Annotated in this window: 28 protein-coding genes and 1 tRNA gene; 11 read left to right on the plus strand and 18 right to left on the minus strand. The window is 58.6% G+C overall.

Features of this window, described 5'->3' with window-relative positions; genetic code table 11:
* Positions 1-6: 6 nt before the first annotated feature.
* From ggt to ACTD9P_RS01080, 5 genes are all read right to left on the minus strand, one after another.
* Complete coding sequence (gene ggt, locus ACTD9P_RS01060; RefSeq protein WP_438866353.1) at positions 7-1,836, minus strand: gamma-glutamyltransferase; 1,830 nt, start codon at positions 1,834-1,836, stop codon at positions 7-9.
* A gap of 36 nt (positions 1,837-1,872) precedes the next feature.
* A complete protein-coding gene (locus ACTD9P_RS01065; protein WP_438866354.1) occupies positions 1,873-2,652 on the minus strand; it encodes a PhzF family phenazine biosynthesis protein in 780 nt (259 codons plus the stop codon).
* 96 nt (positions 2,653-2,748) lie between these two features.
* Complete coding sequence (locus tag ACTD9P_RS01070; RefSeq protein ID WP_438866355.1) at positions 2,749-3,582, minus strand: EamA family transporter; 834 nt, start codon at positions 3,580-3,582, stop codon at positions 2,749-2,751.
* A 111-nt stretch (positions 3,583-3,693) separates the two neighbouring features.
* Positions 3,694-3,770: transfer RNA gene (locus ACTD9P_RS01075), tRNA-Met, on the minus strand.
* Positions 3,771-4,194: 424 nt separating this feature from the next.
* On the minus strand, positions 4,195-4,746 hold the full coding sequence (locus tag ACTD9P_RS01080) for an RNA polymerase sigma factor (RefSeq protein WP_438866356.1): 552 nt from the start codon (positions 4,744-4,746) through the stop codon (positions 4,195-4,197).
* 263 nt (positions 4,747-5,009) lie between these two features.
* Here ACTD9P_RS01080 and ACTD9P_RS01085 point away from each other — a divergent pair, with 263 nt between their 5' ends.
* From ACTD9P_RS01085 to sctU, 11 genes are read left to right on the plus strand one after another with little or no spacing between them, the layout of a single operon-like run.
* Positions 5,010-6,107 carry a TyeA family type III secretion system gatekeeper subunit gene (locus ACTD9P_RS01085; protein WP_438866357.1) on the plus strand — a complete coding sequence of 366 codons (1,098 nt, stop codon included), beginning with the start codon at positions 5,010-5,012 and terminating at the stop codon, positions 6,105-6,107.
* Positions 6,104-8,197: a type III secretion system export apparatus subunit SctV gene (sctV, locus tag ACTD9P_RS01090; RefSeq protein WP_438866358.1), complete on the plus strand. Its 2,094-nt coding sequence runs from the start codon at positions 6,104-6,106 to the stop codon at positions 8,195-8,197. Before ACTD9P_RS01085 ends, sctV begins: the two co-directional genes overlap by 4 nt.
* 37 nt (positions 8,198-8,234) lie before the next feature.
* Complete coding sequence (locus ACTD9P_RS01095) at positions 8,235-9,134, plus strand: FHA domain-containing protein (RefSeq protein WP_438866440.1); 900 nt, start codon at positions 8,235-8,237, stop codon at positions 9,132-9,134.
* Complete coding sequence (locus ACTD9P_RS01100) at positions 9,131-10,486, plus strand: FliI/YscN family ATPase (RefSeq protein ID WP_438866359.1); 1,356 nt, start codon at positions 9,131-9,133, stop codon at positions 10,484-10,486. The genes ACTD9P_RS01095 and ACTD9P_RS01100 overlap by 4 nt, the downstream gene beginning before the upstream one ends.
* Positions 10,473-10,901, plus strand: a complete 429-nt coding sequence (sctO, locus tag ACTD9P_RS01105; protein WP_438866360.1) for a type III secretion system stalk subunit SctO — start codon at positions 10,473-10,475, stop codon at positions 10,899-10,901. Before ACTD9P_RS01100 ends, sctO begins: the two co-directional genes overlap by 14 nt.
* On the plus strand, positions 10,898-11,353 hold the full coding sequence (locus ACTD9P_RS01110; protein ID WP_438866361.1) for a type III secretion system HrpP C-terminal domain-containing protein: 456 nt from the start codon (positions 10,898-10,900) through the stop codon (positions 11,351-11,353). The genes sctO and ACTD9P_RS01110 overlap by 4 nt, the downstream gene beginning before the upstream one ends.
* On the plus strand, positions 11,353-12,363 hold the full coding sequence (locus ACTD9P_RS01115; RefSeq protein WP_438866441.1) for a FliM/FliN family flagellar motor switch protein: 1,011 nt from the start codon (positions 11,353-11,355) through the stop codon (positions 12,361-12,363). Before ACTD9P_RS01110 ends, ACTD9P_RS01115 begins: the two co-directional genes overlap by 1 nt.
* Positions 12,360-13,013, plus strand: a complete 654-nt coding sequence (gene sctR / locus ACTD9P_RS01120; protein WP_138816951.1) for a type III secretion system export apparatus subunit SctR — start codon at positions 12,360-12,362, stop codon at positions 13,011-13,013. The genes ACTD9P_RS01115 and sctR overlap by 4 nt, the downstream gene beginning before the upstream one ends.
* A gap of 7 nt (positions 13,014-13,020) precedes the next feature.
* Positions 13,021-13,284: a type III secretion system export apparatus subunit SctS gene (gene sctS / locus ACTD9P_RS01125; RefSeq protein ID WP_138816950.1), complete on the plus strand. Its 264-nt coding sequence runs from the start codon at positions 13,021-13,023 to the stop codon at positions 13,282-13,284.
* Positions 13,285-13,294: 10 nt separating this feature from the next.
* On the plus strand, positions 13,295-14,083 hold the full coding sequence (sctT, locus tag ACTD9P_RS01130) for a type III secretion system export apparatus subunit SctT (protein ID WP_438866362.1): 789 nt from the start codon (positions 13,295-13,297) through the stop codon (positions 14,081-14,083).
* Complete coding sequence (sctU, locus tag ACTD9P_RS01135) at positions 14,080-15,177, plus strand: type III secretion system export apparatus subunit SctU (protein WP_438866363.1); 1,098 nt, start codon at positions 14,080-14,082, stop codon at positions 15,175-15,177. The genes sctT and sctU overlap by 4 nt, the downstream gene beginning before the upstream one ends.
* Here sctU and ACTD9P_RS01140 read toward each other — a convergent pair whose 3' ends face one another.
* The 13 genes from ACTD9P_RS01140 to pth all read right to left on the minus strand — a co-directional run bounded on the left by ACTD9P_RS01140 (position 15,178) and on the right by pth (position 24,304).
* On the minus strand, positions 15,178-15,549 hold the full coding sequence (locus ACTD9P_RS01140) for a transcriptional regulator (protein ID WP_438866364.1): 372 nt from the start codon (positions 15,547-15,549) through the stop codon (positions 15,178-15,180). It lies immediately after the preceding gene.
* A complete protein-coding gene (gene hrpT / locus ACTD9P_RS01145; RefSeq protein WP_438866365.1) occupies positions 15,546-15,749 on the minus strand; it encodes an HrpT family type III secretion system protein in 204 nt (67 codons plus the stop codon). The genes ACTD9P_RS01140 and hrpT overlap by 4 nt, the downstream gene beginning before the upstream one ends.
* Complete coding sequence (gene sctC / locus ACTD9P_RS01150) at positions 15,746-17,887, minus strand: type III secretion system outer membrane ring subunit SctC (protein ID WP_438866366.1); 2,142 nt, start codon at positions 17,885-17,887, stop codon at positions 15,746-15,748. Before sctC ends, hrpT begins: the two co-directional genes overlap by 4 nt.
* Positions 17,888-17,901: 14 nt before the next feature.
* Positions 17,902-18,312 (minus strand): type III secretion protein, encoded by a 411-nt coding sequence (locus ACTD9P_RS01155; RefSeq protein ID WP_438866367.1) that lies wholly within the window; start codon positions 18,310-18,312, stop codon positions 17,902-17,904.
* The gene (locus tag ACTD9P_RS01160) at positions 18,302-18,535 is read right to left on the minus strand and encodes a hypothetical protein (RefSeq protein WP_438866368.1); all 234 of its coding nucleotides are present in this window, start codon (positions 18,533-18,535) and stop codon (positions 18,302-18,304) included. Before ACTD9P_RS01160 ends, ACTD9P_RS01155 begins: the two co-directional genes overlap by 11 nt.
* A 105-nt stretch (positions 18,536-18,640) precedes the next feature.
* The gene (gene sctL, locus ACTD9P_RS01165; protein ID WP_438866369.1) at positions 18,641-19,234 is read right to left on the minus strand and encodes a type III secretion system stator protein SctL; all 594 of its coding nucleotides are present in this window, start codon (positions 19,232-19,234) and stop codon (positions 18,641-18,643) included.
* On the minus strand, positions 19,212-19,799 hold the full coding sequence (locus ACTD9P_RS01170) for a type III secretion protein (RefSeq protein ID WP_438866371.1): 588 nt from the start codon (positions 19,797-19,799) through the stop codon (positions 19,212-19,214). Before ACTD9P_RS01170 ends, sctL begins: the two co-directional genes overlap by 23 nt.
* On the minus strand, positions 19,789-20,568 hold the full coding sequence (gene sctJ, locus ACTD9P_RS01175) for a type III secretion system inner membrane ring lipoprotein SctJ (protein WP_438866372.1): 780 nt from the start codon (positions 20,566-20,568) through the stop codon (positions 19,789-19,791). The genes ACTD9P_RS01170 and sctJ overlap by 11 nt, the downstream gene beginning before the upstream one ends.
* 7 nt (positions 20,569-20,575) lie before the next feature.
* Complete coding sequence (locus ACTD9P_RS01180) at positions 20,576-20,941, minus strand: hypothetical protein (protein ID WP_438866373.1); 366 nt, start codon at positions 20,939-20,941, stop codon at positions 20,576-20,578.
* Between the two features lie 66 nt (positions 20,942-21,007).
* Positions 21,008-21,175, minus strand: coding sequence for a hypothetical protein (locus tag ACTD9P_RS01185; protein WP_438866374.1), 168 nt, complete (start codon positions 21,173-21,175; stop codon positions 21,008-21,010).
* A 161-nt stretch (positions 21,176-21,336) separates the two neighbouring features.
* Positions 21,337-22,281, minus strand: a complete 945-nt coding sequence (locus ACTD9P_RS01190) for a sigma 54-interacting transcriptional regulator (RefSeq protein ID WP_438866375.1) — start codon at positions 22,279-22,281, stop codon at positions 21,337-21,339.
* 316 nt (positions 22,282-22,597) lie between these two features.
* Positions 22,598-23,698 (minus strand): redox-regulated ATPase YchF, encoded by a 1,101-nt coding sequence (ychF, locus tag ACTD9P_RS01195; RefSeq protein WP_138816938.1) that lies wholly within the window; start codon positions 23,696-23,698, stop codon positions 22,598-22,600.
* A 21-nt stretch (positions 23,699-23,719) separates the two neighbouring features.
* The gene (pth, locus tag ACTD9P_RS01200) at positions 23,720-24,304 is read right to left on the minus strand and encodes an aminoacyl-tRNA hydrolase (protein WP_010213318.1); all 585 of its coding nucleotides are present in this window, start codon (positions 24,302-24,304) and stop codon (positions 23,720-23,722) included.
* Positions 24,305-24,437: the final 133 nt, after the last annotated feature.

Below are 24,437 nucleotides of genomic sequence, written 5' to 3' on the forward strand. Positions count from 1 at the left end.
GAACATTCAGTCGCCGACCGCTTCGCCTTCACGCCGAGGATCGGCGCCGCCGCTCAGGGTGACCTTGCCTTGAGCATCGCGCGTGCGAACAATGGCCTGGATGCCGCTGGTCATATCGATTTCGCTCAACGCGTGGCCCTTGTCACGCAGCGCTTGTTTCAACGCTGGGCTGAACAGGCCGGCCTCCAGTTCGGTCGCGCCATTGCGGCTGCCGAAGTTGGGCAGGCTGATGGCGGCTTGCGGATCGAGGTTCCAGTCGAGCATGGCCACCAGGGATTTGCTCACGTACTCGATGATTTGCGAACCGCCCGGTGAACCCACCGTCGCCAGCAGCTCGCCGCTCTGGCGGTCGAACACCAGGGTCGGGGCCATGGCCGAGCGCGGGCGCTTGCCGGGTTCGACGCGGTTGGCCACGGGCTGGCCGTTTTCTTGCGGGATAAACGAAAAGTCGGTCATCTGGTTGTTGAGCAAAAAGCCCTGGACCATCACGTGTGAGCCGAACGCGGCCTCCACCGTGGTGGTCATCGAGACTGCGCCGCCCTGGTCATCCACCGCCACCACTTGCGAGGTGGAGATGCGCAGCGGCGAGCGGTCCGGCGCGTAGGCCACCTGGATGCCCGCAGGTGTGCCCGGCTTGGCAATGCCCATGCTGCGTTCGCCAATCAAGGTGGCGCGCTGTGCCAGGTAGTTGGGGGCGACAAGGCCGGCGACCGGTACCGGGGTGAAGTCCGAGTCGGCCACATACAGCGCACGGTCGGCAAACGCCAGGCGGCCCGCTTCGGCGATCAGGTGTACGGCTTCGGGCACAGGCTCAAGACCGGCAGGCGATGCACTCTTCACCGGTTGCATCGGCGCGATGGCCAGGCGCGGGTCGCGGGCCTCTACTGCCTGCAAGGTGCCGAGGATCTGCGCGACGGCTATACCGCCCGATGACGGCGGCGGCATGCCGCATACCCGGTATTGCTTGTAGTCGGTACACAACGGCGTGCGTTCCTTGGCGGTGTAGCCCTTAAGGTCAGCCTGCGAGAGGCTGCCCGCATTGCGATTGCCCTGGACCTTGCGCGCGATTTCATCGGCAATCGGCCCTTGGTACAGCGCGTCTGGCCCTTCCTTGGCGATGCGCTTGAACACAGCAGCCAGTGCCGGGTTTTTCAGCAGTGTACCGGTGGCTTTAGGCGAGCCATCGGCGTTCAGGAAGTAAGCCGCCATTTCCGGCGACTGGGGAATGTAGCGGTCGGCAGCAATCAGCGCGTGCAGGCGTGGGGAAATTGCGAAGCCTTGTTCCGACAGTCGAATCGCCGGTTCAAACAGCTTGGCCCATTGCAGGTGCCCGGTCTTTTGATGCGCGATCTGCAGTGCCCGCAAGACGCCCGGCGTGCCGACCGAACGCCCGCCAATCTGCGCTTCGGGGAACGCCATCGGCGAGCCGTCGGCCTTCAGGAACAGGCGCTCCGTCGCGCCGGCGGGTGCCGTTTCACGGCCGTCATAGGCGTGCACATTCTTGCCGTCCCACAGCATGATGAACGCACCTCCGCCGATGCCGGAAGACTGCGGCTCCACCAGGGTCAGCACAGCCTGCATCGCAATCGCCGCGTCAATCGCCGAACCGCCCTGGCGCAACATCTCGCGCCCGGCTTCGGCCGCCAGCGGGTTGGCGGCGGCGGCCATATGGCGTTCGGCGTGGCGGGTGGTGAGGTCGGTGCGGTAACCCGAGCCCAGTTCCGGTGCCGGAGGTTGTTCGTTGACGGGGGTGTGGCAGCCGGCCAGCGCGAGCGCTGCGGCAACCATCGACAGTTGACGGCGGGAAATCGAAAACACGCGCTGAACTCCGTTCATTTTGAGAATGATCTGTTGTCCTTGGGGCAGTCCTTTTTACAGGTAAATCGTGCCTTGCAGGTAGAGCGCTGCATGGCCCGAGATGATCACACGGTCACCTTTGAGTTCACACCGCAGTTGCCCACGGCGCTTGCCGCCCTGTTCGGCGCTCAAGTGTGACTTGCCCAGGCGCTCGGCCCAGAACGGTGCCAACGAGGTGTGCGCCGAGCCGGTGACCGGGTCTTCATTGACGCCCACGTTCGGGCCAAACCAACGGGAAATAAAATCAAAGCGCGTGCTTTTGGCCGTCACCGCTATTCCGCGTTTGGGCAGGCCCTTGAGGCGTGCAAAATCTGGCGTGAGTGCCGCGACCTGGGCTTCGTCATCAACCAGGACGATGTAGTCGTCAGTGGCATACACCTCGGCGTGTTCGAGCCCCAGCGCGCTCAACAGGCCGGCTGGCGGCTCGCAACGCTCGGGCTGTTTGGCCGGGAAGTCCATTGCCAGTTCGTCGCCATTGCGCGTCACGCGAAGCTCACCGCTGCGGGTAGCAAAGCGCAAGACTTCAGGGGCATTCGGCAGTTTATGAATCAACACCCAGGCGGCGGCCAACGTTGCATGGCCACACAGGTCCACTTCGACTTCGGGGGTGAGCCAGCGCAGCTCATACACATCGCCCCGGGGCACGAAAAATGCGGTTTCCGACAGATTGTTTTCAGCGGCGATGTGGTGCAGTTGCTCTGTGGGCAGCCACTCGGTCAGCGGGCAGACAGCCGCCGGGTTACCACCGAAGACCTGTTGGCTGAACGCGTCGACTTGATAGATATCCAGTTTCATCACAGGTGCTCCATGTAGGGAGGCAGGACACTAGCAGCGGGTTACCTGGAGCGTCAAAGTACAGATCCTCAGTTTTTTTGTGCGCATGTGTCCTGGTCAGCCCAGGCGCAACACCATCGCCCCGACGGCAATAATGCCGGCGGCAATGATGCGAGCCCGCGTGAGATGTTCTTTGAGCACCCAGGCCGACATCACTACGCCGAACAGGATCGAGGTCTCACGCAAGGCCGAAACCGTCGCGATGGGCGCTTGTGTCATCGCCCACAGCGCCAGGCCGTATGACGCCACAGTGCCTGCGCCGCCGACGGCGCCGAGCCGCCAGTTGCGGGCGACGTAGCGACAGAACGCTGCACGCCGGGCAGCTAAAGCCCACGCGGCCAGCGGGATGCCGGTGAGCAAAAATATCCACAGCGTGTAAGCCGCTGGTGCGCCTGACTTGCGCACGCCCAAGCCATCGATCAGCGTATAGCCGGCTATCACCAAGGCGTTTATCAGCGCCAGCACCAGCCCTTTGTTATGCCCGGCCGAGGGCGCTGCGGCCATGCTCAAGATACCCAGGCAGATCATGCCAATGCCAAGCCAGGCAAACGCCGACAGCGGCTCGTGCAACAACAGCACACTCACCAATGCCACCAGCAGCGGCGCCGTGCCGCGCATGATCGGATAGGTCTGGCTCATGTCGGCAATGCGGTAGGTCGAGGCCACCAGCACGAAATACAGCACCTGCAACACCACCGATGCGCCGATGAAGGGCCAGCTCTCTCTGGCCGGTAGCGCCAGAAACGGGATGGCCGCCAGCGCAAGCAATGACGCGGCGGATGCGATCATACAGGTGGTCAGCAGCTTGTCGACGCCGCCTTTGACCACCGCATTCCAGGTGGCGTGAAGGGCGGCGCCCAGCATGATGATTGCGAAAACGCTGAGGCTCATGGATGACACTCAAAGCAGCATTTTGGGGTGTTGATCGCAGAGAGTATGCCCGAGCACTTTTCTGCAGGCATAAAAAAACGGCCTACCTTTCGGTAAGCCGTTTTTAGTACTTGGTGGCTACGCAGGGACTTGAACCCCGGACCCCAGCATTATGAATGCTATGCTCTAACCAACTGAGCTACGTAGCCAAGTGGCGCGCATTATTCGCGTAGAACGCATATGCGTCAAGCGTTTATTTCAAAATTTTATCTACGCTTTCAACTGTTTAAACTAAATCAGGCCAAACGGCGACGAGTGGTGTGGCGGGTACGGGTGTTTCAGCCACGAAGATCCAAGGCGGGAGCGGGCTTGCTCGCGAAAGCAGATTGTCAGTTGATGCATGTGTTGACTGGTGCACCGCTTTCGCGAGCAAGCCCGCTCCCACATGGGTTTTGCGCTGTTCTGCCGACTGTATTAAATGTGTGATCACAAGGGTGTGGCGCTGCAGGCCATTTGACGATGATCTCCAAAGTGCCATTGGGCGCGGCTTGTGATCCTGTTCCTGCGCACGGTAAAGCATAATTCGGTTGGGCAGATATCCCTGCCGCCCAACGCTTGCCCCCCCGGGCCAGCTTACGGTTGCGACGGGTTGTGCGTGACGCGTTTCAAGTGTTCGCGCGCCCGTGACAGGCGTGAGCGAACCGTGCCGATAGGGATGTCCAGCACGTCGGCGGTGTCCTGGTAACTCCCATCGGTCTCCAGCGATGCGTAGAGCGTCTTACGCATTTCCGCCGGCAAGTGATCAATGGCGCTCAAGGTTTTTTCCAGTCGGCGGTTGATCTCGAATTCCCAATCCAGATTCTTGTTTTCCTCTTGGCCATGCCACAGCGATTCATCGAATTCGCAATGCACCGGTTTGGCATACAGGCGCCGGAAATGGTTGCGGACCAGGTTTTGCGCAATGCCGCACATCCAGGTACTGAGGGTGGCCTGGCCACTGAACCGCTCTCTGTTGCGCCAAGCCTCCAGGTAGGTCAATTGCAGGATGTCGTCGGCGTCCTCGGGGTTGAGTACGCGTTTATGAATAAAACGCCGGAGTTTTTTCTGCTGGTCGTCCGTCAGTTGGAGCATGAATTGAGGCGAGTCGCCAACGAGCTGCGCTAAAGCTTCAATAGGGATATTCACGATTTTTTCCTCAGGGTAGACGCTATCGAAGTAAGTTCGACGGGAACCCCTTTTGCACTGGCTGTGCCAAATGAAAAAATCGCTTAACTTTCTGATTTATATATATAAATATATTGAAATAGTGTGATTTTGCGCAGGTACTTGCAAAACGGCAGGTGGTTTTGTGCGGGTATTTTCAAAGCACAGAGTGTGTGTGGTTTTGATGGAACTGTATGGCATGGGGTTGCCACATAGAGACACAAACTCCCTGTCCTGGCATGCCCATGAAAGTCGAATTCAACCCCGATCTGCACAGAATCCAGCGCTTGGAGCCGTCCGTTTCCGAGAAGGTTGCTCCGACCCGGTCGCAGGATGCTGCGCCAGGTTTGGATGCGCTCGCCGGCATTTTCAGCCAGGAAGCCGCCGCTCAAAGCACTGCGTTGACCCGACGCGCCATTAGCGGGCCTGTCACACCTGTGGAGCAGCTCGCGCAGCTCTATGATCGACTCGGCCATCCCGCCCAGAAAAGCCTGGCAAAGATGGTCATCGTGGCCAGGCAGTATCTGGAGCGCCAGCAGAGTCTCGAAAAATTAGTTGACCTCACGGGTGGGGACCCTGCACGTACCTATGTCGTGCTTCGTCAGCTTACGGCGCAGGCTGAAGCACTCGTGCGCCAGACCCAGGCAGCGTCGACGCGTGACGCGCAAGTCAAAAGCGAGGCGGCACTGGCACGTGCTGCGCTGGCCAAGCTGGAGATTCAGTACAAGCGGGAGATCCAGGCGGGCCTCAATATTGCCCTGGCCCTGCAGTCAGGCAGTGATGATCCTGCGCAATGCCAGGCGATACGTACGCTCTACTATGCCAATGTGGTCGTGCGCCAATCCCTGGCCAGCATGATGCAGGCACTTTTGAAAGAGTACGGTGGCGAGCAGTTTGCGGTCGGGCTCAATCTTATGCGCCGGGCCCTGGCGGATGATATTGCGGCGTACGTCTCGTCGATTCCTACCGCCAAATTGCGCACGCTTTTGTTGGGGTTACAGAGCTGTGGTCAATTGGGCGGGGTGCTGTCCAATTGCCAGGACCTGGTTCAGCGCCTGCACGTTGAACACGACGCCGTTGACCTGTTGCAGCGTCTATTGGGGTATGCCGGCAATGGCATTGCCCCCTCCGAGGTTCAACTGCTGGCGGATGACTTGGCTGGGGATGCGGCGGCCCGCCAGTTGGCCTCTCTCAATGCGCTTTATCCTTTGATCAAAGGTTTGCCTGCGGCCTTATGGCGCGACTCGCGGGGGCGTGAGGAGGCTTTGCATAACTTCCTGCTCGTGATGGATGAGTTCACGCGCCTGGAGAAGGGCCAGATTGAGCCGAGGGCGTTGATGTGACAGCGCTTGCGGTTATCAACCACTGGCTGCTCAAGGTCGCACAACGTGCTGAAGTCCTTGGTGCTGTCGTGGTACTGGCGATTGTGTTTATCTTCATCGTGCCGCTGCCGACCTGGCTGGTGGATATCCTCATCGCGCTGAACATCTGTATTGCCTGCTTGCTGATCGTTCTGGCGCTTTACCTGCCGGGGCCTTTGGCGTTTTCGTCGTTCCCCTCGATTCTGCTGCTGACCACCATGTTTCGCCTGGCACTGTCGATTGCGACCACGCGGTTGATCCTGCTGGAGCAAGACGCCGGTGACATCGTCGAGGCGTTCGGCAACTTTGTGGTGGGTGGCAACCTGGCCGTAGGGTTGGTGATCTTCATGATCCTCACCCTGGTCAACTTTCTGGTGATCACCAAGGGTTCCGAGCGGGTTGCCGAAGTGGCCGCACGCTTCAGTCTGGACGCGATGCCCGGCAAGCAAATGTCTATCGACAGCGACTTGCGTGCAGGACTGATCGACGGTAATCAGGCGCGGGACAAGCGCGACCAGTTGTCTCGCGAGAGCCAGCTGTTCGGGGCCATGGACGGCGCCATGAAGTTCGTCAAGGGCGATGCCGTTGCAGGTCTGGTGATCGTGCTGATCAACCTGTTGGGCGGCTTTTCCACAGGCATGTTCCAGCATGGCATGAGCGCCGGCGAATCCATTGCGCTGTATTCGGTATTGACCATCGGTGACGGTTTGATTGCGCAAATCCCTGCGCTGCTGATCTCGCTGACGGCGGGCATGATCATCACCCGCGCCGCGCCGGATGGGCGCCGGGGCGTCACTAACATGGGCGCAGAAATTGCCCGTCAGATGACCAGCGAACCCAAGAGCTGGATGATTGCATCGGTGGGCATGCTCGCGTTTGCGGCGTTGCCTGGCATGCCGACCCTGGTGTTTATTTTTATCTCACTGATGACGGGCTCCCTGGGCTATTACCTCGCGCGCCAACGTCAACGCCAAGAAGCTCCCGCGGCCGAGGCCACGCAGGCCGTGCGCCCGGAAGAAAACGGTGAAGAGGACTTGCGCGGCTTTGACCCGTCACGCCCCTATCTCCTGCAGTTTTCTCCCGTCTTGCGTGGAACGCCCGAGGTGGTTGATCTGGTTCATGGCCTTCGTCAGGCCCGCAATGCGCTCGTTGCGAATATCGGGTTGACGTTGCCGCCGTTCGAGGTCGAACTCGACGACTCGTTGGCGGACGATGAAATGCGCTTCTGCGTACACGAAGTGCCGATGATCAAGGCTTCGGTTGTTACGCAGGTGGCCGTGGAGCGTACAGCCTTGGCGCAAGTACCGGAGCACGCGATACCGGGCCTGGCCGAACGCGATGAGCAGGATTGGGTGTGGTTGGCGCCAGATGATCCTTTGCTTGATGACCCCGCGCTTGAGCGCTTCACTGCGACGAACCTGATCGTTGAGCGCATGAAGCAGGCGATGATGCTCTCCGGCCCCCAGTTCCTGGGGATCCAGGAGAGTAAGTCAATTCTCAGCTGGCTTGAACACAACCAGCCGGAACTGGTGCAGGAACTACAGCGAATCATGCCGCTGTCGCGGTTCTCGGCTGTCCTGCAACGTCTGGCAGGCGAAGGCGTTCCGCTGCGTGCCGTGAGGTTGATTGTCGAGTCGCTGATTGAATACGGCCAGCATGAACGAGAGCCGGACGCTTTGGCGGACTACGCGCGCATTGCGCTTAAATCGCAGATTTTCCACCAGTACAGTGAGGCCGACGGCCTGCATGCGTGGCTGCTGTCTCCACAGACCGAAAACGTGCTGCGCGAATCGCTGCGCCAGACCCAGACCGGGGTGTTTTTTGCCCTTGATAATGACAGCAGCGCGTCACTGATCCACCTGCTCAACCAAGCCTTCGTGGCTCGCCCCAAAAGCAAAAGCGTGATGCTGGTGGCGCAGGATTTGCGCAGCCCTTTGCGCACTCTTTTGCTCGAAGAGTTCAACCATGTCCCTGTGATGTCTTTTGCCGAATTGGGGAGCACCTCAAAGGTGAAAGTGTTGGGGCGTTTTGACCTCGGCCAGACCGAGCTGATGCGTGGTACGGCGGCATGAAGACTGCGCCAGTTTCAGCACAGCGGAGCGTCCAATGATGTTCGAGCTGCGTGTTCTCGATGGCCTGCACCAAGGGGCTGCGCTGCCGCTGTTCGGTGAGCAGTGGAGCATCGGTGCTCATGCAGAGGCTGACTTGGTGCTGAGCGATCCAGGAATCGCCGAGCAGCATGCGGTGTTGCGCTTGGTCGGCTCCACATGGTCGGTGCAGGCCCAGGCTGGGCTGTTGCAGGGCGCAAAAGGGCAGGTAGTGGCGCAGATCACGCATCTGGCGCTGGGCGAACAATTTGGTGTGGGCGCCATTCGGCTGTATGTCGCCGTAGCTGATCAGCCTTGGCCCGAAGCACCCGTGCCGGCAACGCCAGCCAAGGTTGTGGCCAAAGAAGCGCCCCAGACGTTGAAGTTGTCGGCCCTCGGCCACTCGCAGCAAAAGCGTTTGATCAGTGTGGTGCTGGTGGTCGCAGTCATCATCATGGTGGTGGGCATTGCCTCCACCGGGGAGCGTGATCCACAGGCCTCACTGATGCCAACAGGGCCCCAGAAAACCGAACTGGCCTCGCCGTTCGAGGTGCGCCAGCAGTTGCTGAATATGCTCAGTGAGCGTGATTTGAGCCAGCGGGTCAGTTTGCAGGTGATCAATGGCCAGGTCGCGCTCAACGGCGATGTTTCCGAGGAGGACCTGGCGTTGGTGACGCGCATGCTCGATCGATTTGGTGAGCAGTTCGACAGCGTTGTGCCAGTGCTCAGCCGTGTGCGTGCGCACGACAATGAGCTGCCATTCAAGATCGTTCAGATTATCGGAGGGGCGAATGGTCACGTCGTGCTGGAGGATGGCAACCGACTGTTTGTAGGAGACCAAGTGGACGACTTGCGCCTGGTGATGATTGACAACAGCAAGGTGGTTTTCGAGGGCGCGCAGCGCTATGAGGTGCGTTGGTGAATAAGGATTTGCAGGCGCGCCTCGACACCTGGCAGCGGCACCAGTCTCAGACGCTGGCAGGTTTTGCGCCGGTGACGATACGCGGGCGCGTGCAGCGCGTGAACGGCATGTTACTGCAATGTCGACTGCCTCAGGCACGCATAGGCGACTTGTGCCAAGTGGAAAAGCAAGGCGAGCACATGCTCGCCGAAATTATCGGATTCGACCAGCAGGATGCCGTGCTCAGTGCGCTGGGTAACCTGGAAGGCGTGCGTGTGGGGGCCAGTGTCGAGCGCCTGGGCATATCCCATCAGGTACAGGTCAGCGAGAAGCTACTGGGCCAGGTGCTGGATGGATTTGGGCGGCCGATTACCGGTGAAGGCGCCAGCGCTTTTGCGCTGGTCGATTCGCCGGACACCAGCCCCGTTTTGTGCGAAGCGCCTTTGCCCACCGACAGGCCGCGAATCAACCGCGCGCTGGCCACGGGCGTGCGTTCGATCGACGGGCTGTTGACGCTGGGCGAAGGGCAGCGTGTCGGCCTGTTTGCCGGGGCCGGCTGCGGCAAGACTACGTTGCTGGCAGAGATAGCCCGCAACGTTGAGTGTGACGTGATTGTGTTCGGCCTGATCGGCGAGCGAGGCCGGGAGCTGCGCGAGTTTCTTGATCATGAACTCGATGATCAACTGCGCGCCAAAGCCGTACTGGTGTGTGCCACCTCGGATCGTTCGAGCATGGAGCGGGCACGCGCAGCCTTCACGGCGACAGCCTTGGCTGAAGGCTTTCGACGCAAGGGCAAGCGCGTGCTGCTTTTGATCGATTCCCTCACACGGTTCGCCAGGGCCCAGCGAGAAATTGGCCTCGCCGCCGGCGAGCCTCTGGGCCGTGGTGGTTTGCCACCTTCGGTATACAGCCTGTTGCCGCGGTTGGTCGAGCGTGCCGGGTTGACGCGCGAAGGTGTGATCACGGCGATCTACACGGTGCTGATCGAGCAGGACTCCATGAGCGACCCGGTGGCCGATGAAGTTCGCTCGCTGCTCGATGGCCATATCGTGCTGTCTCGCAAGCTGGCCGAGCGTGGGCACTATCCGGCAGTGGACGTATTGGCCAGCCTTTCGAGGATCTTGAGCAACGTGGCCGAGCCCGGGGATATCCAGGCCGGCACGGCGCTACGTCGGCTGTTATCGGCGTACCAGCAGATCGAGCTGATGCTCAAGCTGGGTGAGTACCAGCCGGGTAGCGATGCATTGACCGACTTGGCGGTAGACAGTCGCAGCGCAGTGGACAGTTTCCTGCGCCAGGACTTGCGTGAACCCTCGCCGATGGCGGCCACGCTGGAGCAACTCAAGGAGCTGACGGCCTATGTCCCATTCTGACGTGTCGATGGCGGATATCGAGACCTTGCGGCGCCTGCGTCGTCATCGGGCCGACCGCGCCGAACGGGCCTTGCGTGAGGCCAAGCGAGCGCGGCAAACCCTGCAGACCCATATTCAACAGGCCCAGCAAGCCCTTGAGCAAACCCGTCAGGAGGAGGCTCGGCAAAGTGCGCAGTTGCTCAGCGAGCATCAGGGCCAGGTGCTCACGCTCAAAGCGCTGAACGCCTGGGGGTCACAAGAGCGTTCGTTGTCGGCCAGCACCTTGCGCGACGAAGGCCAGGTGCAGGCACTGCAAGCGCAGCACAAGGACAAGGACATCCAGGTGGGCAGTGCCCAAAAGTACGCCACGGAGTGTTTGCGCCAGGTGGAAAAACTTCAGGAACTGTCCAATTTGCTCGCTCGGGATTCGCTATGACACAGGTTTCAAATACCGCGCCTGAGCACCGACGCACGCGTGAACTACGGGAGGAACGCGAGCCTGGCGTGGGGGCTTACGTTCCCTTGGAGCAAGGGCGACTGTTTGCGCATCTGCTTGCAGGCGGTGCTGCAGAGAAGCGTTTTGGGCATTCGCGCCTGGATATCAAGGCCTCAGTCGAGGCCGCCAGGGCCGATGTATTGGTCGACCAACTCGTGGCGCCGATTCAGGCCGGTACACAGTGGCCGCTGCAATTCGTACTGAGCTTGCCACGCCTGGGGCGGATCAACGCCCTTGTGCATCGTGAGCAAAGCAGTTGGTCCATTGAACTGGAGGCAGAGGACGATGCCACCAACCGTTGGCTGCGCGGCGTGCGGCAGCAATGCCAGGAAAGGTGCACGCAAGCCTTGGGGCAACCGGTCAGGTTTTATCTGCCAGGTGACCGTTCATGATGAAGGTGCCCTTTTTGGCGCTGCCTGTGATCAAGCAGGACACGGTGGCTGCGCGCCGCAGGCTGGGGCGCGGGCTGCGTTTGCCGTTTCAGGTTGCAGGGCAAGCGGGTGAGCTGCTGATCGAGCCCGGGCGTGCGCCTGTTGGCGGTGAGGCATTGTGCTTTGAAACTGCCCTCGGGGTATTGGCGTTCGCTGAAGCGGGGCCGTTGTTGAGCCTGCTGGGTGAATGCCCTGTGCCATTGGCCAAGGCTGGAAACGATCCACATTCATGGTTCTGGCCACTCTTTGAGCACCACCTCAGTCCCCAGGTGAAAGCGCTGTTTGGCTATATGCGATTGCTGGTGACTGCGCGTCCGGTAGGTTTCGGCTGCCGATTCAGCGTGACATTGGGAGCCTCTCGGGTCGTGGGCTACGTGTGGCTGGCCCACCAGAGCTTTCTGGCGTTGTGCGAGGCCGCGCCTTGGCGCTCTATCGCCGCGCCGATGCCGGCGCAGTTCCAGCTGGCAATGGCCGTGCCCCTTGGGACCTTGCAGCTACCCATCGCACAAGTACGCAGCCTGCGGATGGGTGATGTGCTGGTGCTCGAGCAGGCTTTTTTTCAATCCCAGGGCAATGGCTACGTGCAGGTCGGCAGGCAGCGCCTGCACGGCTGCATTGACGATGACACCGGGCCGCTGTGCCTGACCCTGACTTCTATAGAGGACACGAGTGTGAACGAGGATTTTTCAGCAGCCTATTACGCTGAGCCGGAAGATGAACCCGTGGCCGAAGTATTCGGGCACGAACCGTTCGATGACTTGAGCATGGCGTTAAGCGTGCGCTGTGGAATGCTCAACTTGACGCTGGGCGAGCTGCGCAACCTGGTTGAGGGTTCAGTATTGGGTATTACCGGTTATGCGCCGGGAATGGCCGGCCTGTACTACGGTGATCGGCCGATCGGCCAGGGGCAGTTGGTAGAAGTGGATGGGCGCTTGGGCCTGCAGGTGACGCGAGTGGTTTTTTCGCGATGAGTATTCAGGGCATAGACCCCTTTGTACTTGCACTGTTCCTGGGCGCATTGTCACTGATGCCCATGCTGTTGATTGTGTGTACGGCCTTTTTGAAAATTGTCATTGTGCTGATGATCACCCGCAACGCGATAGGCGTGCAGCAAGTACCACCGAGCATGGCCATCAATGGCATCGCGCTGGCGGCGACGCTGTTTATCATGGCGCCGGTGGGTTACGAGATCGCCGAAACCGTCAAGGTATCGCCGCTGGATTTAAGCAGTGTGCAGATGGCCTTGCACACCGGCGGGGAGGCGATCAAACCCTTGCGCGCATTCATGCTGCGCAATATTGACCCGGATGTGTTGACGCACTTGCTGGAGAACACTGGGCGCCTATGGCCGGCCGCCATGGCCCAGGAAGTTCAGCGAGAAGACTTGATTCTGTTGGTGCCTGCCTTTGTGCTGTCGCAATTGCAGGCTGGGTTCGAGATCGGCTTCCTCATCTACATTCCGTTCATTGTGATCGACCTGATTGTCTCCAATTTGCTCCTGGCATTGGGCATGCAGATGGTCTCGCCGATGACCATTTCCCTGCCGCTCAAACTGTTGTTGTTCGTGATGGTTTCCGGGTGGTCACGGCTGCTCGACAGCCTCTTCTTTTCTTATCTCTGAGTGGCGTATGGAACCGATCGTGCTGTTCAAGCAGGGCATGCTGCTGGTCGTGGTGTTGTCGGCACCGCCGTTGATTGTGGCGGTGGTGGTCGGCGTACTGACCTCTCTTGTACAGGCGTTGATGCAGGTACAGGACCAGACCTTGCCGTTTGGCATCAAGCTGGTGGCAGTGGGGATCACGCTGGTCATGACGGGGCGCTGGATCGGTGTGGAGTTGATTCAACTGATCAATCTGACATTCGACATGATCTCTCGCTCCGCGCTGAACTGAGGTTTCACCTGTGCTGCACTATCTTGATTACCTGCCCAGCCTGTTGGTCGGCATGGCGCGCATCTACCCTTGCGCCTTTCTGGTCGCGGCGTTTTGTTTTCAGCATATCCGTGGTATGCCGCGCCACACCATTGTAGCGGCGCTGGCGCTGCTGCCTGCGCCGGGCATCCATGCAACCTTTGCCGACCAGGAATTCTCTACGCTGATGCTCAGCGCGTTGGTGCTTAAAGAGGCGGCCCTGGGGACATTGCTGGGCATATTACTGTCGATGCCGTTCTGGATGTTCGAGGCGGTGGGAGCGCTGCTGGATAACCAGCGGGGAGCCTTGGCCGGTGGCCAGCTCAACCCTTCGCTTGGCCCGGATGCGACACCCATCGGGCATCTGTTCAAGGAGCTGACGATTTTTTTGTTGATGGCCACCCTGGGGCTTGGGGCGCTGACGCAAGTGATCTGGGACAGTTACTCGATCTGGCCGCCAACCGTATGGTTTCCACTTCCGCACGCCAATGGGTTTGGCGTGTTTCTCAGCCTGCTCGGCGACACGTTCACCCACATGATGCTCTACGCCGCACCTTTTATCGCGGTGCTGCTGTTGTTGGAGTTTGGCATTGCACTGCTGGGGCTTTATAGCCCGCAGTTGCAGGTGAGCACGCTGGCCCCACCGGTCAAATGCCTGGCGGGTATTGGTATTTTGCTGTTGTATTTTGAACTGTTGCAGGACCTGATCGTCGGCCGCTTAAGCCTGCTGACTGAACTCAGGCACGCCCTTGGGCTGATGTTCAAGGTGGGAATGCCATGAGTGATTCCGGTGAGAAAAAACACCCGGCCAGTGCCAAGAAACTGCGTGATCAACGCAAGAAAGGCCAGGTTGCCCAAAGCCAGGATGTCGGCAAGCTTATGGTGCTGACAGCCATCAGCGAGATCGCGCTATGGACCGCTGACCGTAGCCTTCAGCGGTTTCAGGAAATGCTGCTGCTGCCGATATCCCGCCTCGGCCGACCCTTTGTGTCAGCCCTGGAAGAGGTGTTGCTCGACGCCATGGTGGTGTTTTTTTCCTTTGCATTGCTGATGGCTTCAGTGGCGATCGCCGTCAAGCTGCTCAGTAGCTGGATGCAGTTCGGCTTGCTGTTCGCGCCAGAAATCCTCAAGTTGGATTTCAAACGTCTCAACCCCCTTAATCAGCTCAAACAGATGTTCTCCGCGCAGTCGCTGATGAACCTGCTGATGGGGGTCGCCAAGGCCGTGCTGTTAGGTGTGGTGTTGTATGCGGTGATCGGTCCCTCCCTTGGCGCCTTGATCAATTTGGCCAACAGCGACCTGCCCTCTTATATCCTGGCGCTGATCGAGCTGTTTCGCTACCTGCTGCATGCGTGCCTGGGCCTGTTGCTGGTGCTGGCACTTATCGACCTGACGCTGCAGAAGCACTTCTTTGCCAAGCGCATGCGCATGACCCAGGTCGAAGTCGTCAAGGAGTACAAGGACATGGAGGGCGACCCCCATGTGAAGGGCCAGCGCCGTTCGCTGGCGCAGCAATTGGCTCAGGAAGAGCCGAAGGTCAAGCTGCCCAAGCTGGAAGAGTCCGACATGTTGGTCGTCAACCCAACGCACTTTGCCGTCGCGTTGTATTACCGCCCCGGCAAGACACCGCTGCCGTTGCTGGTGGACAAAGGCACGGATGCCGACGCGCGTGAACTGATCAAAAGGGCTAAAGCGGCTGACGTGCCGGTCATTCAGTGTGTATGGCTGGCCCGCACGCTCTACACCCATAAGCTTGGCGCCAGTATCCCCCGAGAAACCCTGCAGGCCGTCGCGCTGATCTACCGCACCTTGCGTGAACTGGATGATGAAGCCAAGCGTGAGACCCTGGAATTGCCTGAGCTGGAACGGCGCTGATCAACGCGTGGCGTGAGCATCCAATGCATCAAGGTTGGCCAGTGACAACAGGCGGCTGATGGCACTCTCAAGCGCATCGTGTTGAGCCGGCAGCGAGCGCCAGATGACCAAATTGCCCTGCGCGTCGAGATAGACAAAACAATCGTCATACGTCAGTGCTTGCTCAAAACGTCGTTCCAGTGCCTGTTGCACCTGCCCGGCTTGCAGCGCTTCGCGCGCAACGTGCAAGGCCAGCCCCTGGCGGGTGCCGGCTTGCAGCGTGCACAGTTGGATACCGCGCAGGAGTTGCAGGTGAGCGGCAACGCCACTGCGCACGTCGGCCAAAAAAACCTGACGATGCAGCGCATCGTCAGGCCGTGTTATGAGGCTCATCGTTCCAGGGAAATGGTCTGGTAGTCTGCCCGTTCCCCAGAGGGGCCGGCGTCTACGCGCATCTCTGGCGGCCACCAGACCACCATTTTGTCACTGCTCGATTGCGGACGCGTGCAGGAGTCGCCTTTGCAGGTTGGCGTACAGCCCGCGGCGATGATTGCTGCGCCGATCATGATAATGCTCAAGAGTGCGTGTTTCATGGCGTGGTCTTCAAGGGGGCGGTGAGGAGGGAAGGGCGGGGGGTGCCGATATGTTCATCTTTCACGACGGGCCGCATGGCGATAAACACTTCAGCTTCTTCACCTGGCTTGAGCCAGGCGCGTGGCCAGACACTCACCGCCAGCGTTTGTGAGTTGCTGCATTCTTTTTCATCGATACGCACGTTGCGTTTGATCTGGTTGCGCACGACCACCACCGCTACGTTGAATTGTGGGCCGGTGTACCACTGGCTGCGCTCGCTGTTGAGTGCCAACAGGTCGCGCGTGGCGCACAGGGTGTCCAACTGCAGGGGCATTGGCCCCGCCTTGAAACCGTCTGGCACTTCGCCGCTGACCAGGTGCGCCAGGGCGTTGGTGATATCGCTGCGATTTATAGGCGGTTGATGGGCGGCTTGCCGGCGCGCCAGGGGCTTGAGGGCTGCCTGCAACTGAGCCTGATCCTCCTGAGGCAAGTAACGCGAAGGGTCAGCCTGGTCACCGATGACCCGTGGGGTGAGGATGAACAAGCGCTCGCGTCGACTGTTCTGTCGTTCAGTGGAGGAGAACAATGCCTTGCCCAGCAACGGAATATCGCCCAGCAGCGGCACCTTGCTGTGTTTGTCCTTGTTGTCTGTGACATGGAAACCACCGACCACCAATGAACGTTTTTCCGCCATCACTGCCTGGGTGCTGACCTTGCCGCGACGAACATCAAGGTCATCCGGCTGCAGGCTGAGTTCGTCGAAATTGCCGTCTTCAATATCCACCACCAAATGGATCTGGTGGCCACCACGGCTGGTGATCACCCTTGGTACCACCTGAAAGCTGGTCCCGACGGTCACGGGTAAAACGGTTGCGTAGTCTCTGCCTGCCTTCAGGTACCGCGTGCGGTTGAAATCGATGACCGCTGGTTGGTTTTCCAGGGTGAGCACGGAAGGGTTAGAGACCAGGGTTGCCAGCCCTTGGGCTTCCAGGGCACGTATGTGAGCGTAGAAGCGCCCGGGGTTGCCAATCGACAACTGCGAGGTCGTGCCCGGTGCCACATTGACCCCGCCGCGCCAGCGGCTGTTTTGAAAGCCCCATTCAACCCCGAACTCTTGCAACTTTGTGCGTTCGATGTCGAGGATGATGGCGTCGATCTCCACCAGCTTGCGCGCAACGTCGAGTTGGGTGATCAACTCGCGGTACATCGTTTGGCGCTCAGGCAGGTCGTAGATCAGAATCGCGTTATTGCGCACGTCGGCTTCGACCCGGATTCGGCTGGTAGCGCGTGGGGCGCGAGGGCCGAGTGAGGCGCCCGTCGACAGCCCTCCCGCGTTCGTGGGGTTGGCGAGCATCTGCTCCAGCAGTGGGTTGTTCAGTCGCGGGACGTTGGGTGTAATCAAGCCCGGCGGTGAAGAAGCGCCGGAAGATTGGGTGGCGTTGGCGACTGCGGAGTTGGAGCGCGGCTCCAGCAACCCACGCAGCACGCTGGCCACACCTGCGATGGTCAGCTTCTCGCCGCGATAATCAATGGTGCGATCGGCCGCGTTGGCGTACTTGAGCGGGTAAGTCAGCACGCTCTGTTTTTCATCCGGGGATCTGCGCTGGCTGCTGAACTGTTTGATCTGCTCGATATAGCGTTTGGGACCGGAGACGAGTACCACACCATCGTCCGGCAATTCACCCCAGCCAAATCGGCTGTCGAGCAGGCCAATATCGGTCAGGGCCTTTTTAAGGTCTGCGATCGTTTCCGACGAAACCTCCAGCCGCGCAGACTCTTGCTGATCCAGCGTGCTGATGTACAGGGTGTTGTTGTACAGGTACCACTGGAAGCGGTGCTCGACCCCGAGCCTGTCGAGCATGGACTGGGGCGTGTTAGCGCGTATTTTGCCGTTGACGACGCCCTCCAGCAGGCCTTCGATTTGCAGTTGGGTGCCGAAGGTTTGGGCGAAGTCCTCGAGCACTTCGCGTACAGGCTTGTACTGGGTTTCGTAGGCATATGCCGTGTTTTTCCATTCCGAGGGAACCGCGGCAAGGGCGCTTTGCAGAGGCATCAGCAGGCACGTCAGAACCACTGGTATACGCCAGCCGGCGTGTTTCAATCGCGCACAGGGCGAGCTGATAGACAAGCGTAAACGCTTGTAAATGGGGTTACTCATATAGGGCTCTCTAGTTAATAAAACTGCGCACGCAGCGGAGTGGGCCCAAGGCTTTTGGGCGTTCTGGCCAACCGCTTGACGGTGGAGCGCCAGGTGTCGCGCTGATTGAGAAGGGATTCAAGTTGGTTAAAAAGAGCGGCCGGATTGGCTTCTTGCGAGACGCATTGAAGTAGCCAGAGTTGCCCGGTGGAGGACTCGACCGAGAGCGCTCCCTGAAAATACGCCAGGCTTGCCCCACCCAGTCGTAGCCATGTTTCCATGGCTGTTTGTGTGGGCGGTGGCTGATGGGTAAGTTGGACGCTGAGCAAAAAACACTGCGGGTAGCGACGCAGTTTTATGGCGTCGCTGCCCTCGTACAGCGTGATTTCTTGCTCTGTCCCCACCCGCCACTGAGTGAGCCGTTCGCTGAAACTCTCAGGTCCCATTGAAGATGATTTTTCCCATCTCGGCCCGATGGCTGAGAACTGCGCCGGCGGCAGTCGTCTGTAGCATCAAGTCTTGTTTGAGCCTGAGGTGTTCACCCATCAGTGATGAAAACTCTCTCGAAGATATTTCGTCAGGGACGCCCTGGCCGAGCTGTTCGAACTGCCGGTTGTTTTTGCTTAAATCCCTGAAGATTTGCCCGCCCTCGCGTGCGTCGAGTTTCATATGCTGATCTCCGTTGAACGTGTATTTTTTATGTGGTTTGCGTTTGGGATCCGTTCCACGATTTTTTAAATATCCGGTAAAAAAAGCAGCAGGTCGGTTGAGAGGTTATTCCTCTGAAACAAAGTCTGAGTGAGGCACCAACAGCGCATTGATCGAAGAGGCCCAGTCGATACGAAAGCTGCCTTCCTCCGCCTCCAGGATCAGCACTTGTGGCTCAACGGACTCGTCACACTGCAGGCGCCAGGGCGCTTCGGTATGTTGATTCAACCAGTGCTCTACATCCGCTTGATCCTGTGGGTTGCAGACCAACTTTGCGCGGATCGCAGGAGCCTGGGCTACGAGCATTTGCTTGAGCATGGCCGACACCCGCTGAGTCGTCGTTGTGTCCTCGAGCAAGCTGCGAATCGCGTTGTGGGTGACCGATGTGGCGATGCGTTCGATGTTGTCGAGGATCGCCTGCTGTTGCGTGTGCCACAGGTGCAATTGGCGATTGGCGCGTTGCCAGAACTCATGCTGTGCCTGCAGCAGCAACTGATCGCGTTGCACATGGGCCTGGCGCAGAATTTCATCGGCCTGATCCTGGGCACTGTTTAACAATTCGGTGTCGCGAGCGCAGTCCGCCAACGTTTCCAAAGGAATCAACGAGCCCGTGCGTGAAGGAAGCGGCTTGCTAAGCTCAATCGTGCGTTTGCACAGCATCGTCCTGAGACTCCTCGGCGAAGGAAAACACCGGCTCGTTGTTTGACGCACCGGTGCGCCATATAGCGGCCTTCCAAATTGTTTCGAGCTTGTCGTGGGGTTCACTCAGTCGAGGGGTCTGCTCAAGTGCGAGCACCCGGTGGCGGTCAAAGCTCAACCGCAGCCGCTGCCATACAGAGGGTTCTACCCAGGCGCGTAAATAGTGCAGGGGGTCTTCAGTGCTGATTTTCAGGGTGTTGGGCATCAGTGCCTTGGAAAGGCGTACGCACCAGAGTTGCAGTTCCTGGCTCAACGGTGTGTGAGTCTTGATCTGGTAAACACCACCGACCAGCGCGAGGATGAGGTCTCTGCGTTGCGCAGGTTCAAGGACCAACTGCAGCAGGGCTGGCGACGGTTCGACAGGCAGGCATGGGACAATTCCCAACGCCGTTGCCATTGCCGCGTGCTGGCTCTGGCAGAGTGTTTTCGAATAGGGCAATGAAGGGGTGAAAGGCGGCCAGTCGTGGGGTGAATCGAGCCAGGGGCAGGCCCACCACTTGGCCCAGGTGAGGTTGTCATGCGTCATTCGCGTTCGGCTCGGCTTGTTGAGCGCCGCGCGCCTTTTTCAGCCAGAACCCCGCTGCTGCGCAACCGGCTACCAGGACGACAAAGAACAATGTAAGCATGGTCTGCCAAAAAGTGAGGTCACCCGGCTTAATCAGAAACGGCCCGAAGTAGGCGAGTTGCTGCTTTTGTTTGTAGGCGGTAGCCGGTACGAAGATCACGGTCAGTTTTTGCGGGTTCGCAACGGCCGTGGTCATGCCCGGTATGCTACTGGCCACCATCCGCCGAATGCGCGGCAGCAGGCTGTCAGGTTCCAGCCGTGGATCATGCTTGATGAAGACCGATGCCGAGGCCGGTTGTACCGGCTCTCCCGGTGCGACTCGCTCGGGCAGTACCACATGCACCCTGGCGACTAGAACCCCATCGATATTGGACAAGGTCGCTTCCAGCTCCTGAGACAACGCATAGATATAGCGGGCACGTTCCTCAAGCGGTGTAGAAATCACACCTTCCTTGCGAAAGACGTCGCCCAGCGTGGACCGCGCAGTCTTTGGCAACCCGGCGGCGGCAAGCGTGTGGACGGCGGCAGCAATATCGTCTGTACGCACGCGAACGACCACGCCGTCTTTTTCCAGCTGTTTTTGTGCCCGAATCTGCTTGTCTGCCAATTCAGCGATCACCTCATTGGCTTCCTGCTCGGATAACTTTCGGTGCAGTTCGACGCTTTCACCGCATCCGCTGAGCACCGATAAGAGGGTCAGCCACAAGAGAATAAAGCGGCAGCGGCGCATGGTTCACCTATTGCAGGTTAGTGGCTTTCTCAACGAACGAAGCGCAGTGTTTTATGACCTTGACGCCGATGTTGAGGATTTCTTTTGATTCAATAATGGTCTGTGTGGCGTCCGCCATTTTCAGCTCGTTGTGGGTCTTGGAGTATTCACGCAGCAGCTTGGGGATTTTTTCGTTGTTGGATTTCAACCGCTCGGATTGGTCCATCAGCGACCGGCTGTTTCCTGGGGCAGGGGGCGCCTGCGGGTAAATGTTGTGCTGCTCCAGTGCCGCACTGAAGAAATGCGCGTCGTGGGTGCTATCGCTGCTTTTTTCAACGGAAAACCCAGGTGCACCTGAATAGGTTTCCCGCTGTTTATCAAGTGTTGTGCGCATATATATTTCCCTCAGGAAAATAGTGAGGCTTTCTCTATTTATTAAACTAGAGAAAGCCTGTGCTACTTATTGTACTTTGTTAATTATTTGACCCCATTTACTGGCAATCGAAGCATCTTTGTCCAGCTTTGCCATTTCGAGAGTTTCTTTGTTTTTTTCCTCAGTCAGCGCTTTCATTTGTTCAAAAAGCTGTTTGCTGGTAAGGCTGTCGCCGCCGCCGATTGGAGAGCTCATGATTTCACCTGTGGTTTGATTGGTTTGTAGGTTTTTTCTATAAGCCTTCGATTAATCGCGCTACATCGTTATTCGATAATCGACGCTCGTACAGTGAGTGGCGAAGCCTCTGGAAACAGTTCCATCGGCTGATGGTTACTTGTTTCTATGTATTTCATAGCTTATTGCGTGCCGGCAAACGGTGCGCAGGCGTTAAGTGCAACACCCAGCTGCTTCATTCGATAATAGAGGGTGCGCTTGGCGACACCCAGTTCCAACGCCACACAATCCACGCTGTAAGTGTGACGCTGTAGAGACTCTTCGATGAGTGTTTTCTCAATACGCTGCAGACGGTCTTTCAGGCCCAGTTCCAAAGGTTCAGCAGTGGATACCGATAAGGGCGGCAGCCCAAGGACAAAACGCTTGGCCGTGGAGCGTAGTTCGCGGACATTGCCCGGCCACGGATGACACAGCAACTGCTGGAGCAGTTCGGTTGTGGGGTGAGGGGCTGTGCAGTTGAAGTGCTCTGCCTCGTGTTTAATCATCTCCAGAAACAACGGTACGATACGCTCACGTCGGTCACGCAGCGGCGGCAGCTTGATATTAATGACGTTCAGGCGAAAATACAGGTCCCGCCTGAAGCTGCCTTGCTCGACCATGTCATGCAGTGATTGTTGAGCGGACGCAATGACGCGCATGTCGACCGGGATGAAACGTGTTGAGCCGAGCCGTTCAACACCGCGTGATTCGAGCATTCGCAATAGCTTGGCTTGAAGCGAAAGCGGCATGCTATCGATTTCATCCAAATACAACGTACCCAGGTGAGCCGCTTCGATAAACCCTGCGCGTGACTGCACAGCCCCGGTATAAGCACCACTGTTGACACCGAACAATTGGCTTTCGGCGAGGCTCTCCGGAATGGCTGCGCAATTGACCGCAACAAAGTTGCCTCGTCGGCCTGACAGGCGGTGTACTCGTTGTGCCAAGGTATCTTTACCCGTACCGGTTTCCCCCAGCAACAAGATGTCAACATTAAGTGTCGCAGTGCTATTGATCGTACTCTCAATATCCGAGCCATCAATGAGTGGCGTATCGGTTTCGCGTTCTTTTTGATCGGCGGCCGACATCGGATGGGTGCTCCACTCTCGTGATTGTTTGCGATTAAAAGGCTGTTATTCAAAACGTGCTTGGACTGCGCGTAAAGTATAAGATTTCTCGTCGAGTATGCAGGTAAGAGTAAGCCAGGCTTGCGTAGGAAAAGTCATTAACTTGTCGCTTAACATCATTAAAAGTGATTGAGCTGTTGTTTGCGTAATAAATAGGAAATATCTTAAGCTTTCAAATAAACAACAAGATGGCGATTACCGATAGACAAACAATCGCCCACAAAAAAGCCGATGCAGTGCATCGGCTTTTTGTTTGCGGCAAAGCCGCTGGTGGCGCTTATACGTTGAAACGGAAGTGCATCACGTCGCCATCCTTGACGATGTACTCTTTGCCTTCCAGGCGCCATTTACCGGCTTCCTTGGTACCGGCTTCACCCTTGTACTGGATAAAGTCGTTGTAGGCGATGACTTCGGCGCGAATAAAGCCTTTTTCGAAGTCGGTGTGGATCACGCCGGCGGCCTGTGGTGCGGTGGCACCGACCTTCACGGTCCAGGCGCGGACTTCTTCGACACCGGCGGTGAAGTAGGTCTGCAGGTTAAGCATTTCGTAACCGGCGCGGATCACGCGGTTCAGGCCAGGCTCTTCCAGGCCCAGGGCCTCGAGGAACATGTCCTTTTCTTCGCCGTCATCGAGCTCGGCGATTTCTGCTTCGATCTTGTTGCACACCGGAACCACGATAGCGCCTTCTTCGTCGGCGATGGCCTTGACCACATCCAGCAAAGGGTTGTTCTCGAAGCCGTCTTCGGCGACGTTGGCGATGTACATCACAGGCTTGGTGGTCAGCAGGTGGAAGCCTTTGATCACAGCTTTCTCGTCGACGCCCATGGACTTCATCAGGCTGCGTGCCGGCTTGCCTTCGGTGAAGTGTGCGATCAGCTGCTCCAGCAGGCCTTTCTGGACCACTGCGTCCTTGTCACCGCCCTTGGCATTACGCGCGACTTTCTGCAGTTGCTTCTCGCAGCTGTCGAGGTCGGCGAAGATCAGCTCCAGGTCGATGATCTCGATGTCGCGTTTCGGGTCGACGCTGTTGGAGACGTGAATCACGTTCTCGTCTTCAAAGCAGCGGACCACGTGGGCGATGGCATCGGTTTCACGGATGTTGGCCAAAAACTTGTTACCCAGGCCTTCACCTTTCGACGCACCAGCCACCAGGCCTGCGATGTCGACGAACTCCATGGTAGTCGGCAGGATACGCTTGGGATTGACGATAGCTGCCAACGCGTCCAGGCGCGGGTCTGGCATCGGCACGATACCGCTGTTGGGTTCGATGGTGCAGAAGGGGAAGTTCTCCGCCGCAATACCGGACTTGGTCAGGGCGTTGAACAGGGTGGATTTGCCGACGTTGGGCAGGCCGACGATGCCGCAATTGAATCCCATGGTGTTTCCCCTCGGTAAGAGTCAGGCCTTCTGGCTGTGCAGGTTTTTCATCGCGCGGTTCCATTCACCGGCGAAGATATCCGGCAGCACGCCGAGGGCAAAGTCGATGCTGGCATCGAGTTTTTCCTGTTCGGCGCGTGGCGCACGACCCAGGACGAAATTTGAAACCATACTGGCAACGCCTGGGTGGCCAATGCCGAGCCGCAGACGGTAAAAATTATTCTGATTACCCAACTGCGCAATGATGTCGCGCAGGCCATTGTGGCCGCCATGCCCGCCGCCTAACTTGAGTTTGGCAACGCCGGGTGGCAGGTCCAGTTCGTCATGGGCCACCAGGATTTCTTCGGGTTTGATCCGGAAGAAGCCCGCAAGCGCCGCGACAGCCTGGCCGCTGCGGTTCATGTAGGTGGTGGGAATCAGCAGACGAACATCCTGACCCTGATGCGAGAAGCGCCCGGTCAGGCCAAAATACTTGCGATCGGCCACAAGGTTTACACCTTGCGCGTGGGCGATACGCTCAACAAAAAGGGCCCCCGCGTTATGCCGGGTCTGTTCGTATTCGGCGCCTGGATTTCCCAGGCCAACGATCAGTTTAATGGCAGTCACGACAGGGGCCCTTCCTTTGGAGTTGTGGATAACATCGCCGACACCTGCGTGCGGCGAAAGTGGACAACAAAAGATCATTTACTCAAGAGTAAACGCCGCGTTATCGCCCGCTTTCTCGCTACGTTCCGGTCCG

Origin of the sequence: Pseudomonas onubensis, from assembly GCF_965653655.1 — a bacterium.
Lineage (GTDB): Bacteria > Pseudomonadota > Gammaproteobacteria > Pseudomonadales > Pseudomonadaceae > Aquipseudomonas.

What these genes read in the sequence shown, in the direction of transcription:
- ACTD9P_RS01110 (WP_438866361.1), top strand. Translation starts at nt 10,898, where the DNA reads ATGACACAGGTTTCAAATACCGCGCCTGAGCACCGACGCACGCGTGAA.
- sctC (WP_438866366.1), bottom strand. Translation starts at nt 17,887, where the DNA reads ATGAGTAACCCCATTTACAAGCGTTTACGCTTGTCTATCAGCTCGCCC.
- sctO (WP_438866360.1), top strand. Translation starts at nt 10,473, where the DNA reads ATGTCCCATTCTGACGTGTCGATGGCGGATATCGAGACCTTGCGGCGC.
- ACTD9P_RS01185 (WP_438866374.1), bottom strand. Translation starts at nt 21,175, where the DNA reads ATGAGCTCTCCAATCGGCGGCGGCGACAGCCTTACCAGCAAACAGCTT.
- ACTD9P_RS01065 (WP_438866354.1), bottom strand. Translation starts at nt 2,652, where the DNA reads ATGAAACTGGATATCTATCAAGTCGACGCGTTCAGCCAACAGGTCTTC.
- ACTD9P_RS01160 (WP_438866368.1), bottom strand. Translation starts at nt 18,535, where the DNA reads ATGAAACTCGACGCACGCGAGGGCGGGCAAATCTTCAGGGATTTAAGC.
- sctR (WP_138816951.1), top strand. Translation starts at nt 12,360, where the DNA reads ATGAGTATTCAGGGCATAGACCCCTTTGTACTTGCACTGTTCCTGGGC.
- ACTD9P_RS01180 (WP_438866373.1), bottom strand. Translation starts at nt 20,941, where the DNA reads ATGCGCACAACACTTGATAAACAGCGGGAAACCTATTCAGGTGCACCT.
- ACTD9P_RS01190 (WP_438866375.1), bottom strand. Translation starts at nt 22,281, where the DNA reads ATGTCGGCCGCCGATCAAAAAGAACGCGAAACCGATACGCCACTCATT.
- ACTD9P_RS01115 (WP_438866441.1), top strand. Translation starts at nt 11,353, where the DNA reads ATGAAGGTGCCCTTTTTGGCGCTGCCTGTGATCAAGCAGGACACGGTG.
- sctU (WP_438866363.1), top strand. Translation starts at nt 14,080, where the DNA reads ATGAGTGATTCCGGTGAGAAAAAACACCCGGCCAGTGCCAAGAAACTG.
- ACTD9P_RS01070 (WP_438866355.1), bottom strand. Translation starts at nt 3,582, where the DNA reads ATGAGCCTCAGCGTTTTCGCAATCATCATGCTGGGCGCCGCCCTTCAC.
- sctJ (WP_438866372.1), bottom strand. Translation starts at nt 20,568, where the DNA reads ATGCGCCGCTGCCGCTTTATTCTCTTGTGGCTGACCCTCTTATCGGTG.
- sctS (WP_138816950.1), top strand. Translation starts at nt 13,021, where the DNA reads ATGGAACCGATCGTGCTGTTCAAGCAGGGCATGCTGCTGGTCGTGGTG.
- hrpT (WP_438866365.1), bottom strand. Translation starts at nt 15,749, where the DNA reads ATGAAACACGCACTCTTGAGCATTATCATGATCGGCGCAGCAATCATC.
- ACTD9P_RS01155 (WP_438866367.1), bottom strand. Translation starts at nt 18,312, where the DNA reads ATGGGACCTGAGAGTTTCAGCGAACGGCTCACTCAGTGGCGGGTGGGG.
- sctL (WP_438866369.1), bottom strand. Translation starts at nt 19,234, where the DNA reads ATGCTGTGCAAACGCACGATTGAGCTTAGCAAGCCGCTTCCTTCACGC.
- ACTD9P_RS01140 (WP_438866364.1), bottom strand. Translation starts at nt 15,549, where the DNA reads ATGAGCCTCATAACACGGCCTGACGATGCGCTGCATCGTCAGGTTTTT.
- ACTD9P_RS01095 (WP_438866440.1), top strand. Translation starts at nt 8,235, where the DNA reads ATGTTCGAGCTGCGTGTTCTCGATGGCCTGCACCAAGGGGCTGCGCTG.
- ACTD9P_RS01085 (WP_438866357.1), top strand. Translation starts at nt 5,010, where the DNA reads ATGAAAGTCGAATTCAACCCCGATCTGCACAGAATCCAGCGCTTGGAG.
- ychF (WP_138816938.1), bottom strand. Translation starts at nt 23,698, where the DNA reads ATGGGATTCAATTGCGGCATCGTCGGCCTGCCCAACGTCGGCAAATCC.
- ACTD9P_RS01170 (WP_438866371.1), bottom strand. Translation starts at nt 19,799, where the DNA reads ATGACGCATGACAACCTCACCTGGGCCAAGTGGTGGGCCTGCCCCTGG.
- ggt (WP_438866353.1), bottom strand. Translation starts at nt 1,836, where the DNA reads ATGAACGGAGTTCAGCGCGTGTTTTCGATTTCCCGCCGTCAACTGTCG.